10 protein-coding genes, 1 rRNA gene and 1 pseudogene are annotated in these 13,633 nt (G+C 33.9%); 10 read left to right on the forward strand and 2 right to left on the reverse strand.

Annotated elements, in window-relative coordinates:
- Nucleotides 1-308 (forward strand): annotated as a pseudogene (locus BM227_RS12820) (hypothetical protein); the annotation flags it as partial.
- 59 nt (nt 309-367) lie between these two features.
- On the opposite strand, the gene BM227_RS11180 reads toward BM227_RS12820, so the two are convergent.
- Nucleotides 368-1,573 (reverse strand): ATP-binding protein, encoded by a 1,206-nt coding sequence (locus tag BM227_RS11180; protein ID WP_092913933.1) that lies wholly within the window; start codon nt 1,571-1,573, stop codon nt 368-370.
- Between the two features lie 294 nt (nt 1,574-1,867).
- Here BM227_RS11180 and lsrK point away from each other — a divergent pair, with 294 nt between their 5' ends.
- Nucleotides 1,868-3,433 (forward strand): autoinducer-2 kinase, encoded by a 1,566-nt coding sequence (gene lsrK / locus BM227_RS11185; RefSeq protein WP_092913935.1) that lies wholly within the window; start codon nt 1,868-1,870, stop codon nt 3,431-3,433.
- Between the two features lie 47 nt (nt 3,434-3,480).
- Here lsrK and BM227_RS11190 read toward each other — a convergent pair whose 3' ends face one another.
- On the reverse strand, nt 3,481-6,009 hold the full coding sequence (locus tag BM227_RS11190; protein WP_177202051.1) for a [protein-PII] uridylyltransferase family protein: 2,529 nt from the start codon (nt 6,007-6,009) through the stop codon (nt 3,481-3,483).
- A gap of 65 nt (nt 6,010-6,074) precedes the next feature.
- Between BM227_RS11190 and mqnE the strand changes: the two genes are divergently transcribed.
- The 8 genes from mqnE to BM227_RS11230 all read left to right on the forward strand — a co-directional run.
- A complete protein-coding gene (gene mqnE, locus BM227_RS11195; protein ID WP_092913949.1) occupies nt 6,075-7,136 on the forward strand; it encodes an aminofutalosine synthase MqnE in 1,062 nt (353 codons plus the stop codon).
- Nucleotides 7,136-7,603 carry a phosphoribosyltransferase gene (locus tag BM227_RS11200; protein ID WP_092913938.1) on the forward strand — a complete coding sequence of 156 codons (468 nt, stop codon included), beginning with the start codon at nt 7,136-7,138 and terminating at the stop codon, nt 7,601-7,603. The genes mqnE and BM227_RS11200 overlap by 1 nt, the downstream gene beginning before the upstream one ends.
- A 10-nt stretch (nt 7,604-7,613) precedes the next feature.
- Complete coding sequence (locus BM227_RS11205; RefSeq protein ID WP_092913940.1) at nt 7,614-8,183, forward strand: anthranilate synthase component II; 570 nt, start codon at nt 7,614-7,616, stop codon at nt 8,181-8,183.
- The gene (locus tag BM227_RS11210; protein WP_092913942.1) at nt 8,183-9,376 is read left to right on the forward strand and encodes a hypothetical protein; all 1,194 of its coding nucleotides are present in this window, start codon (nt 8,183-8,185) and stop codon (nt 9,374-9,376) included. Before BM227_RS11205 ends, BM227_RS11210 begins: the two co-directional genes overlap by 1 nt.
- Before the next feature lie 88 nt (nt 9,377-9,464).
- Nucleotides 9,465-10,772 (forward strand): ATP citrate lyase citrate-binding domain-containing protein, encoded by a 1,308-nt coding sequence (locus BM227_RS11215; RefSeq protein WP_092913944.1) that lies wholly within the window; start codon nt 9,465-9,467, stop codon nt 10,770-10,772.
- Between the two features lie 12 nt (nt 10,773-10,784).
- The gene (locus BM227_RS11220; RefSeq protein WP_092913945.1) at nt 10,785-12,608 is read left to right on the forward strand and encodes a citrate/2-methylcitrate synthase; all 1,824 of its coding nucleotides are present in this window, start codon (nt 10,785-10,787) and stop codon (nt 12,606-12,608) included.
- Between the two features lie 60 nt (nt 12,609-12,668).
- Nucleotides 12,669-13,325, forward strand: a complete 657-nt coding sequence (locus BM227_RS11225) for a prepilin-type N-terminal cleavage/methylation domain-containing protein (protein ID WP_092913947.1) — start codon at nt 12,669-12,671, stop codon at nt 13,323-13,325.
- A 249-nt stretch (nt 13,326-13,574) separates the two neighbouring features.
- Nucleotides 13,575-13,633 (forward strand): 16S ribosomal RNA (locus BM227_RS11230); the annotation flags it as partial.

Raw genomic sequence — 13,633 nt, forward strand, 5'->3', positions numbered from 1 at the left:
AAGAGACTACAACACACTACTATATATCAAATGAGTATAATGATGCAAAAACTTTTTTAACAAAAATTCTTTATGAATGGAGTGTTGAAACAATGCACTTTTACAAAGATACTGCATTAAATGAAGATAAATGCAAAGTCAATAAAGGTGCTTTTGCATTATCTATTCTTAGAAGCTTCGTTATCAATATTTTACATTTGAATAAAGTTGAAAATATTGGTAGAAAAATTGTTGAAACAACATATGATCTTACAGAAGCTTTAACACTTATTTGTATGACAAGAATCAAGTATGGACTTATTAAATGAATATTAGGGTTGGAATGGGCTACAATTAGACCTTCATAAATCCAGTTGAATAGGTAAACTTAATATAAGAATCCAAACAACCAAAGAGGTATCTTATTGCCAAACCCTATCTCAATATCATCTATTGCTAAAAAGCTTTTGCTTATATCTTTTATCTGACTATAGTCTTTGTTTTTACCACCTATCTCTACTACATACTTTTCATCTACTAAAAAATCGCCTTTTTTTACATAGTAGAGTGAATGTTTTGGTTTTACCATACTTACAAAATATGTCTCTCTTATTGTTCCTTTGTCTCTATTTATACATAGAGCTTCAAAAAGATTTGTATTTGCAAGATAGAGTTTATCGGGCATTCTCAGAGACTTAAATCTTTTTGCTTCATAGGTGATATGATGTAAAAGCTCAGCATCGCTAAGATAGCCGATATATTTATAGAGTGTTGATTTTGTTATGCCTACTTTTTGTGCCAAAGATTCAATGCTAATCTCTAACGGTTTTGAGACACATATTGTAATGAGTAACTTTTTTAAAGTTGCTATTTTATCGCTTTTAATATGAAAAATTTTACTTAGGTCGCTATTTAAAACTTGATTGATTGAGTCGTTTATCTTATCAATATATCTTGAACTATCTTCAAAATAGTAAGGGTAAATTCCATTATGTAAAAAATCATCGAAATGCTTTAGAATTTTTTTATTTGGTAGTTTGTCAAAGATAGTTGGTACTATATTTCCATGATTTTCTATAATCTCTTCTAATGAAAATGCAGGAAGCTCAATACTATATTTAAGTTGTAAAAATTCTCTAAAGCTTAATGGGTAAAGATGATACCTAGAGTATCTTCTAGCAAAATCAGGATTTGAAAGATGTATAGCGGATGAACCTGTAAAATAGAGTTTTATATCTAAAAAATCATAGATAGATTTTAACTCTTTCTCAAAATTTTTAGCCTCATGTATCTCATCTATACAAATCAGTTCTCCACCTCTTTTTGAAAATTCATCAACAAAATCGAAGAGTGAAACATCTTGGAAGCTTGAATGATCACAACTAATGTATAATTTTGAAGATGGATCGAGTGGTGAGTTTTGAAGCAACTGCATAAGCAAAGTAGTTTTACCTACACCTCTGCTTCCATAAATACCTGTCAGTTTTGCAGGAGAGTTATATAGATCATCAAAGATATATCTTTTATAACTTGGTAGTTTTTGGCTTGCTTTTAGCTGATAAAGTCTTTTTGCATTTAAAAGTAGATTTTCCATGGTTTTTAGTCTTTTATATTATACTTATTATATTTTTATAAGTATATTGTAATATACTTAAATTATATTTAATTTTTGCAAAATAGTCTATTTTTTACATATTAATTTAGGCTTCTCTTATGCTCTTAATCGTACTAGTTGAAATCATCAGCTTTTTACCTATTTAACAACATATTCTCCTTCCATAGTTTTAGAAAAATGCTATACTTACTTAGATTAAGACTGATACTAAACGATGAGTTTTATATAGAAATAGTTTTAAAAAAATTAAAGTAGAGTTAAAAAGGTTTGATTATGAAATATCTGATGGCTATAGATGCAGGTACAGGTAGTATAAGAAGTCTTATTTTTGATATTAATGGTAATGAGATATCTTTTGCAAATAGAGAGTGGACGCACATTAGTGAAAAAGATGTACCAAATAGTATGGGGTTTGATTTTCAAAAGAATTGGGAGCTTGCTAAAGAGTGTATTAGAGAATCCATAAAAAAGTCTAAAATAGATCCAAAAGATATTTTAGCTGTAAGTTCTACAAGTATGAGAGAGGGGATCATACTCTATGATAAAGATAAAAATGAGCTTTGGGGTGTGGCAAATGTAGATGCCAGAGCTGGAGATGAAGTAAAGTATTTAAAAGAGAATTTTCCAGGAATTGAGGAGGAATTTTACAATTTAAGCGGACAAACTTTTGCATTGGGTGCTCTTCCAAGACTTTTGTGGCTCAAAAATCATAGACCTAATATTTATGAAAAAGTTTGCTACATCTCTATGATAGGTGATTGGGTATTAAAAAAACTTTCAGGCGAAATAGCAGTAGATCCAAGTAATGGCGGAACAACGGGAATATTTAGCCTTCAAAAAAGAGCCTGGGAAACAGAGATGGCTAAAAGAGTAGGGTTGAAAGATGACATTTTCCCACCAGTGCTGGAGTGTGGAGAGGTGCTTGCTAATGTAAGCGAAGAGGCTTCTTGTGAAACTGGATTGTCAGTTCAGACAAAAGTGGTTATGGGTGGTGGAGATGTTCAGCTTGGAAGTGCTGGACTTGGTGTAGTAGAGATTGGAGACAGTGCCATTTTGGGTGGTAGTTTTTGGCAGCAGATTGTCAATATTCCAAAAGAGACAACACCACCTGAAGATATGAGCATTCGCATAAATCCGCATGTTATAGAAAACCAGTCTCAAGCAGAAGGTATAACTTTTTTTAGCGGTCTTGTAATGAGATGGTTTAGAGATGCCTTTTGTGATTTGGAAATTGAGTTGGCTAAAAAAGAGAACAAAGATGTATATGAAATTTTAGAACAAAGAGCCAAAGACATACCAGTAGGTTCAAATGGAGTAATTCCAATCTTTAGTGATGATATGAAATATGGCAAATGGTATCACGCAAGTCCAAGTTTCATCAATCTAAATATCGATCCAACTCTTTGTAACAAATATACTCTATTTAAAAGTTTAGAAGAGAATGCTGCAATTGTTTCAAATATAAACCTTAAAAAGATAGAGAAATTTACAAATATCACAAGCGAAACCATTACATTTGCAGGTGGGGCTAGCAAGGGAAAACTGTGGTCTCAAATAGTAGCAGATGTTACAGGAAAAGTTGTAAAGATTCCAAAAGTAAAAGAGGCTACAGCTTTGGGTGCTGCTATGAGTGCAGGTGTAGGAGCAGGGTTATATGAGAGTATAAAAGAGGCAGCAAAAGAGTTGGTTGTATGGGAAAAGAGTTACGAACCAAATAGTGAAAATCATAAAATCTATCAAGAGATTGCTGAAAAATGGAAAAAAGTATATAAAGCTCAGTTGAAACTAGTAGATGAAGGATTGGTAAATTCTATGTGGATGGCACCAGGGCTTGGTTGATTACAGTAAAAATAAAAAGGGGTGGGTAATACTTGCCCCTTTTTGTGCTACTTTTCTACCAACTCTTCTAAAATCTTCTCTTTGTTGGTGCAGAAGTTTCCATTTTTTTCTATAAGGAAAAAGTCATTTACACGATGCTTTCGTGTTGTGATAACTGCACTTGCAATGTCTATACCAAGTTTGTCAAAATAGTGTGCTACATATGCCATCAATCCACGTTGATTTGATGTTTTAATCTGCATAGTTGCATAACTTTTAGAGTGTTCGCAATCTATTGATATCTCTTTTCTTTTGATTTTTGGTTTTATAAGTTTTATAGACTTTTCCATATCAAATGAATCTTGGATAATCTTTTCTACCATTGGAATCTCATCACTGCTTATTGTATCGTTAAATTCAAGTACAAAATATTTTACACCATCAAAGAGTTTGAAAATCTCCATAGCTACAAGCTCCAGATGGCTTAGTTTTCCAAGCAGGAACCCTAAGTTTATTGGTACTTTTCTGTATATTTCTATTTTAAGAGTATCTGTCCCGTCTATTTTCATAGAGTAGTTGGAAATATTTTTTACCTTGACTCCTATATCTAACACCTCTTTTGGTGTATGTTTTATAAAAAATAGGTTTGATTCAATAGAGAGTATTTTCTTTTGCAGTGACTTTGGTATCTCTTTGAATTCAGGCAACTTTTTTAAAGCCTGTTCGCGACGCAATCTTTTTGCAGTTTCATCTATGATTGCAGGTTTTTCTAGAATCTGCAAAGCTGAAAAGTACAATGTTTTTAGCATTCTGTCAGTAAAGGAGTTATATACACCATCTTCAACAGATTTTACATCACAATAAGTAAGAATAAATAGCATATTTAGCAGTTTTTGACTATTTAAAGGTGCTACAAATTTGGAAACTGTAGATTCGTCATAAATATCTTCATTATGAATAGTTTTTGTCATTCTTGTGTGGTGACGAATAAGTAAAATTCCTTCTTTAATAAGCTGTTCATTGAATCCAAGTTTTTTAGCATAAATTTTAAATAGATCCGCTCCAACTTCATGATGATCTCGAATTCTTCCTTTTCCGGCATCATGCAAAAGAGCAACCAGTTTTAGCATAGCTTTTGAGTCTTTATCCAGTTTATCAAAAAGCGGTTTTAATAGATCATGATCTATTCTGTCCATTACAGAGAGTGTCCAGATAGAGTGAATGTCAACAGGGTAATGGTGATAACCGTCAAATTGTGGTAGATACATAATTCTTTTTAGAGGTGGGATAACTTCAGAAAGTTTTCCACTCTTAAAAAGTATGTCAATTATTGATGAACTATACTTGGTATAGAATATCTGTCTGATTGCACCGATTAACTGTTTTCCTTTTGTTTTTGGTATCTCTGTTTTATCAATAAGGTGGCAAAATGAAGCATCTGCTTTAACTTGGTGATTGTTAGATATTTTAATCATCAGCTTTAGGTAGTAAAGAAAAGTTTTTGGTTTTTGTTCTCTTTTTGCATATAGAGTATTTTCACAAAGAAAGATTTTTGGTTCTAGTAAAGAGTTTCGTAAAAGAGGTAAATTGTCTGAATTAAAAAGGTATGGTTTAGCTAAAACACCTATCCAGTAAGCTGTTTTTTTTCTAATAGTATCTAAAGCTTGAAAAGTACGACTCACCAGCTCTCTTTGAGCTTTTGCTGGATTTCCTTTTTCAAATCCAAGAAGATTGGCAACATTTGGTACCAGTTCTAGCCGAAGAGTATCCTCTTTTTTTCCTGCACTTAAATGCAAAGCAGCCCTGACTCTAAAGATAAACTCAAGTGCAGATCGATATTCTGTATAATCACTCTCTTCAATAATAGATCCGACAAGTTCTTTAAGGTTAAATATATTATGACGTACCGAAGCTATCCAGAATGCAAGGTTTGCATCTCTTACACCACCAATAGACTCTTTGATATTTGGTTCCATTGAGATTGGATTTTTTTTATGCCTTGTAGCAGCTTCTTGGATTTTTGCAAGAACATACTCTTTTGTATTGTCTCTTCTTATGACACCTAGTTGGCGTTGAGTCTCCATCCAGATGAAGTTTGAACCAATTATAAAGCGTGATTCAAGCAGGGCAGTTTTAATGGTAATGTCTGTTCTTGATACTTCAGGAAGTTCAGATATTTCATGTACACGATGTCCAAGTTGAAATCCGGCATCCCAAGCGATATATAGAATTTTTTCAATTATCTCTTTTATGTTGTATCCTGGAATATCTTTATAAACGATCATAAGATCTATATCGCTATGAACACAGAGTTGTTCTCGTCCATAGCTTCCAAGAGCTACTAGTGCAATAGGTACAGAGTTTCGCATAGGTTGAAAAGAATGGAACATTTTTCGAAGTACTACTTTGTAGATAATAGATAGAAATTGATCAACTTTTCTTGTATGATGTACAAGAAATGCTTTTCCCTGTGTCTCCTTAAATATCTCTTCTAAATTATCAAGATAGTTTCTTATTTCTTGTTTTAAAAGTTTAGAAATTTTAAAGTCAGGAGCTTGCTTGTCTAGAAGAGACTCAATTTCAATATTTAGATCCATTTTATCATCTAACCTTTTTCTTTTTAGATATAATACCGAAAATTTAATGATTAGGTTATTGCAAAATGAACGTAGTTGATAAAGTTCGCAGTTGTGAGCGCATCTATTTAGAAGATGCATTAAAGCTTTATGAATTGGACCTTTTTACGCTTGGTGAATTGGCTGATGAAAAACGTAAAGCATTACATGGTAAGAAAACATATTTCAATATCAATCGTCACATAAACCCTACCAATGTATGCAAAGATATCTGTAAATTTTGCGCATACAGTGCAAGTAGAAAAAATCCTAATCCATATACAATGTCTGTTGAAGAGATTGTTGACATAGCTAAACAATCGTGGGAAAATGGTGCCAAAGAGGTTCATATTGTTTCTGCTCACAATCCTGAAGCTGGGCTTGATTGGTATCTTGGAATGTTTAAAGCTATTAAAGAGGAGTTACCGGATATCCATATAAAAGCGTTGACTGCCGCTGAGGTTAACTTTTTAGCTGAGGAGTATGGATTATCAATCGATGAAATACTTGATCGTATGGTTGAAAATGGTGTTGACTCTATGCCTGGTGGTGGAGCAGAAATTTTTGATGAGAAAGTTCGCGACTATATTTGCAAAGGTAAAGTAAGCTCTAAAGGGTGGCTTGATATTCACAAAAAATGGCACAAAAGAGGTAAAAAGAGTAATGCTACTATGCTTTTTGGTCATGTAGAAAGAAGAGAACATCGAATTGATCATATGTTGCGTCTTAGAGACCTTCAAGATGAGACAGGGGGCTTTAACTGCTTTATTCCTCTAGTTTACCAAAAAGAGAATAACTTTTTAAAAGTAGAAGAGTTTCCAACAGGGCAGGAAATTCTTAAAACAATGGCAATAAGCAGGATTGTTCTTGACAATATTCCAAATCTTAAAGCATATTGGGTTACTTCAACAATCAACTTGGCTCTTATTGCACAAGAGTATGGAGCTAATGATCTTGACGGTACTATTGAACGTGAATCTATTCAAGCAGCAGCAGGAGCTAAAAGTGCATATGGAATGCCTTTAGATGATTTTGTTCATTTAATCAAAGATAGCGGTTTTATTCCTGTTGAACGTGATAGTCTCTATAATGAACTCAAGGTTTGGTAATGCAGCGTTTACATTATGACTATAAAACATTCTCTTCTGACCTTTTAAAATTAGCACAAAAGATAGATAAAAAATTTGATGCCATTATTGCCATTGCACGAGGTGGTATGACAATGGCACATATGTTAGGAGAGTATTGGGATATTCGTAAAGTGTTTGTCATAAATGCTATTGGGTATGACGATACCAAAAAGCTTGGAAAACCTCATATTTTTAATATTCCTGATTTATCAGATTGCCAAAATATTTTAATTGTTGATGATATTGCAGACAGTGGTGACACACTTTCAGCAGTTATGGAAAAATTAGAAACTAAATATCCAGAATTAACTTTTAAAACGGCTACACTATTTTTTAAACCTGATGCAAAGTTTCAACCAGACTATAAACTCAATAGAGCTGATAAATGGATCGATTTTTTCTGGAATGAAGATTTGAAACGTTATAATTCTTCTAATACAAGGTAAAAGGTTCCTTATGGTTTTAATGATCGATAATTACGATAGCTTTACCTACAATATTGTTCAGTATTGTTTGGAGCTTGGTGCTGATTTGAAAGTTATAAGAAACGATGAGATGAGTATTGATGAGATTAGGGCATTAAACCCTGAGAAAATTATTATATCACCAGGTCCAGCTACTCCAAATGAAGCAGGTGTCAGCCTTGAAGTGGTAAAAACCTTTCATAAAGATACTCCAATATTTGGTATTTGTCTTGGTCATCAAACTATTGCTCAGGCATTTGGAGGCAAAGTCGTCAGAGCAAAGAATTTAATGCATGGAAAAACATCTCAAATGAAAGTTCATATAGAGTCTCCTATATTTAAGTCTATGCCTGATACTTTTACTGCTACTCGTTATCACTCACTAGTTGTTGAAAAAGATACATTACCTGAAAATATAATTGCAACAGCTTTTAGTAATGATGACCATGAGATTATGGCATTACAGATAGATAAATATCCAGTTTTTGGAGTACAGTTTCACCCAGAGTCGATTATGAGTGAGCATGGACATTTAATGCTGGATAACTTTTTGAAACTTTAATGAGTAAATTTAGATTTTTTGTCTCTATACTACTATTTGCCCATATAATTATTCTTGTATGGGTTGCATGGGGACTTCCTATAGGTCCCAGCGAAGCAAAACTCTACTTTTCAGATCAAAATATTGTTTCTCTTCTAATGCATGAAGGAAAAGAGCTATTTCCTGATTTAGACTTTTTAAATATTCGATTTCCTTTTTTAATTATTCATATTATTAACTTAATTCTATTTTATTACCTTTCAAAAATTTTTTTAAAAGATGAAATAGCACTTTTTACTTCGTTTATGATTTTTCTTCTATTGCCAGGTATTGTAAGTTCAGCTGTATTAGCAACTAGTACAGGGATAACATTAGCAGTTTATCAGGGGTTTTTAATTCTTTTTCTTAAAAGAAGAAAAGTAGAAGCCTATATTTTAATCTCATTGTTGCTATTTATTGATAGAAGCAGTGTTATTTTATATTTTGCACTTTTTACATATGCTCTTTGGCGGCGAGAAGTTGGTGCAATTGCATTTTCATCAATACTTCTAGGAGCATCAGTAAGCATTTATGGTATTGAAATGCATGGAAAACCTGTTAATTATTTTGCTGATACAATAGGCTTGTATGCTGCTATATTTTCTCCTTTGATATTTTTATACTTTTTTTATTCAATCTATCGCATATTATTAAAAGGGGATAAAAATATAATATGGCATATTAGTTTTACAGTTTTGGTATTATCTCTAATAATTTCTCTTCGTCAACGTATACCTATTCAAGACTTTGCACCTTTTGTAATTGTTGCAATACCGTTGATGGTAAAACTCTTTTTTAACTCATTTAGAGTGCGTCTTCCTCAATTTAGAAAAAAATATTTTGCTATGGCTATAGTAGTCTTTTCTGTATTGATTATTAATACATTAGCCCTACTATTTCACAAGCCATTTTTTTTAATTTTAAAAGAGCCAGGGAGGCATTTTGCAGCACCATTTTATTATCCATACTGGTGTGCTTTAGCATTAAAAGAAGAGGGAATATATTCAATACAAGTAAAGAAAAAAGAGTTTCAATTACAACTTAGATACTATGGAATATCATCTAATAGTCAATATGAACTTAATTCTATATCTTGTCAAGATTGTAAAAAAGTTTCGATTCGATACAAAAATAGAAATTTAAAAAGCTGTTATGTTTCAAAAATAAACAATTGATGGATTTTATATTTAATATTCTTTAAATAAAGCATTTGATTTAAAAAATAGTGCTAAACTCATAAAATAAAAATCATAAGGAGTTGTGATGGCTCAAAAAGCGATACGAGAGTATGACGGCAAAGCCATTTTTGCTAAACATTGGAATGAATATTTCGATGGTTTTAACTACGATTTCAAATCAGTACTTGTAACTAGTGCAGATGAATTGCGAGAAAAAGCAAAAGAAGAGGGTTATGAGTGGTTGAACCAAGAAGCATTGGTTGTTAAGCCAGATATGCTTTTTGGTAAACGTGGTAAAAACGGTTTGGTTCTTTTCAAAGTAGAAAAGCCAGGTGATGTTAAACTTGAAGATGCTGCTAAGTGGATCGAAGAGAAGCAAAGTGGAGAAGTAGAGCTTCTTTCTGGACAAAAAGGTATGCTGACTCACTTTATTGTTGAGCCTTTCACTCCGCATACTCAAGACCAAGAGTACTACATCTCTGCTACTGTTGTTGATAATGATGATGTTCTTTATATGTCAGCAGAAGGTGGTATGGAAGTTGAAGAGGGATGGGATGAGAAAGTTAATGAAGTTCGTATTCCTATCAACATGACTGATGAAGAGATGGAAAAAGCTGTTCGTGCGAACGTTCCAGAAGGAATCCCTGCAGAAAACAAAGAACGCTTTGCAAAATTTGCAATTCAATTCTTCAAGTTCTATCGTGATTTGAACTTTGCATATCTTGAAATCAACCCAATCGTAATGATTGAAAACAATGCACATATCCTTGACTTGGTTGCTCGCCTTGACGATACAGCTGGCTTCTTAATGAGAGACAAGTGGGGAGATATTGAGTTCCCAACTCCATTTGGTATGGAAGATCAGTCTCCTGAAGAGAAAGCAATTGCAGAAGCAGATGCAAAATCTGGTGCTTCACTTAAATTGACTATTCTTAATCCTAAAGGTCGCATCTGGACAATGGTTGCAGGTGGTGGTGCATCTGTTGTTTATGCAGATACTATTGCAGACTTAGCTGGTGTTGAAGACCTTGCAAACTATGGTGAATACTCTGGTGGTCCAACAGAGAGTGAAACACAGTTCTATGCTGAGACTATTTTTGACTTAATGACTCGCTATGAAGATGAGCGTGGTAAGATCCTTATTATCGGTGGTGCTATTGCTAACTTTACCGATGTTGCTAAAACATTTACAGGTATCATTAAAGCGCTTGATAAGTATGCAGACAAACTAAAAGCACACAATACTAAGATCTATGTCCGACGTGGTGGACCAAACTATGAAAAAGGTCTTAAAGACATTAAAGACGCAGCAGAGAGACTGGGACTTTATATGGAAGTCTACGGACCTGAAACACACGTAACAGATATTGTACGTATGGCACTTGATAAGTAAGGGAGAGAGAAGATGAGCAACAGACTTTTTACAAAAGATACACAAGCAATTTTCTGGAACAACAATAAAAAAGCTATTCAGCGTATGCTGGATTATGACTATGTAATTGGACGTGAGAAACCATCAGTTGCAGCAATCGTAGCTCCAACAAGCTCAAACAAGTTTGAGAAGTTTTTCTATGGTCCAGATGAAATTATGGTACCTTTATATCGCTCAACTGCTGATGCAGTTGCTGAGCATAAAAATGCAGATGTTCTTTTGAACTTTGCATCTTTCCGTACAGCTTATGATGTAACAATGGAAGCTCTTAATATGGGTGATCAGTTCCGTGTTATCATGGTTACTGCTGAGGGTATTCCTGAAAGACTTGCTCGTAAAATGAATCAAGTAGCAAGAGATAACGGAACATTGATCATCGGACCTGCAACTGTTGGTGCAATTACTCCAGGTGCATTTAAAATTGCAAACGTTGGTGGTACAATCGAAAATATCATTAAGTCAAAACTACACAGAGCAGGTAGTGCAGGACTTGTAACTCGTTCAGGTGGTCTATTTAACGAACTTTGTAACATTATTTCTATCAATGCTGATGGTATTGCAGAGGGTGTTGCAATCGGTGGTGACCGCTTCGTTGGTTCTGTTTTCATCGATAACCTTCTTCGAATGCAAGATAACCCAGATGTAAAATATATGATCCTTCTTGGTGAAGTTGGTGGTACTGAAGAGTACAAAGTTATTGAAGCAGTTAAATCTGGCAAAATTACAAAACCAGTTATCGCTTGGTGTATCGGAACAATTGCTAAGCATTTCAGCAGCGGCGTTCAGTTTGGTCACGCAGGAGCAAGTGCTAATGCAGAGCGTGAAACAGCAGAAGCAAAAAATAAAGCAATGCGTGAAGCAGGTATCCATGTTCCTGAAAGCTTCAATGATCTTCCAAAAGTTATTAATGAAGTCTATACTGATCTTAAAAATAAAGGCATTATTACTGAAATTGAAGAGCCTGAAGTACGTTCTATTCCAAAAAATAGAAGATCTAAAAACTTTATCTGTACAATCAGTGATGACCGCGGTGAAGAGGCAACTTACGCTGGTTATCCAATCAGTTCTGTCGCAACACCAGATACAGGTAAGACAATTGGTGATGTAATCAGCCTTCTATGGTTCAAAAAAGTTTATCCAAAATGGGCAACTGACTTTATCGAAACTGTTATCAAAACTGTTGCAGACCATGGTCCAGCTGTTTCAGGTGCGCACAACGCTAAAGTTACTGCACGTGCAGGTAAGTCTGTTGTTGAATCACTTGTTACAGGACTTCTTACTATCGGACCTCGCTTCGGTGGTGCGATTGATGGTGCTGCGAAGTACTTCAAATATGCAAACGATAACAACATGACGCCACAAGAGTTCTTGGCGTATATGAAAAAACAAGGTATTCCAATTCCTGGTATTGGACACCGCATTAAATCTCTTCGCAACCCAGATAAGCGTGTTGAAGGGTTGAAAAACTATGCTAAAGAGCATTTCCCAAGCACTCCATTGCTTGAGTATGCGCTTGAAGTAGAGCAACTTACAACATCTAAAAAAGATAACCTGATCTTAAATGTTGACGGAACTATAGGTATTTTGATGGTTGATATGTGGCGTGCACTTGGATATACTGAAGCAGAGATTGATGAGTTCATTGAAAGTGGTACACTTAACTCATTCTTCATTCTTGGACGTACAATCGGATTCATCGGACACGTTCTTGATGAGAAACGATTGGCAATGCCAATGTATCGCCATCCATTCGATGATATTCTTTATGATGTAAAAAAAGCAGAAGAGATTAAGTAACAATCTTCTGTTTTACCTTGTGGTATAATTGGCTTTAGCCAGTTATACACAAGGTTAATAATGTCAAAAAGAGCCTTCACTTTATTAGAACTTATTATAGTTATAATAATTATCTCAATTCTCTCTTCTATAATAATCCAACGAACTGACAAAAATGACTTATACAAAGCTGCAAACCAGCTCCTTTTTCATATAAGATATACACAACACCTAGCTTTTATAGATAATGTATTTTCTCCAAATGATGAAAATTGGTTTAAAAAAAGATGGCAAATACAATTTCACTCTATAGTAGGAACATATGATATTACTTGGTCATATTCTATTTATAAAGATATTACTTTAAGTGGAAATGACAATAGTAAAAGAGAATTGGCAAAAGACCCTATGAATAGGAATAAATTACTTTCAGGCGGTTTTAATAGTTTAGCAGTAGATGATGAGGATTTTACAAAGAGCATGATGCTTGGCAATAGTTATGGCATTAAAGATATTCTCTTTGAAGGTGAGTGTGGTAGATATGGTTCTAAAAGAATAGCATTCAATTATGATGGTGCTCCTTATTATGGTAATTTAGTTAGCGCAGAAGATCAATATGATAAAAGATTAACTGAGCAGTGCAAAATTCATATATGTTTAGATGATTGTGAAACAACGGATGAAAAAGTAATAATAGCAATAGAGCCTGAAACAGGTTTTGCGCATATTTTAAAATAATTTGCAAATTTTTTGCAAAAAATTTCAAAAAACCCTTGACACTGAATTGAGAACCTGCTATAATTCCCGTCCACAAACGATGGAGCCCTTGAGTTAAGGGATTACCAATAAGTCGTAAGTGAGTCTTAAGAGATTAAGACAGACGAGATCTTTGACAACCAAGTAAGAGATAAGTAAAAACCTTTGAGCGATTAATTTTTGTGACTTTTTGAAAAAAAGTCAAGTTAGTCGACAAGGACGAACAATTCATTTATGGAGAGTTTGATCCTGGCTCAGAGTGAACGCTGGCGGCGTGCCTAACACATGCA

The organism is Hydrogenimonas thermophila (assembly GCF_900115615.1).
Taxonomy (GTDB): Bacteria; Campylobacterota; Campylobacteria; order Campylobacterales; family Hydrogenimonadaceae; genus Hydrogenimonas; species Hydrogenimonas thermophila.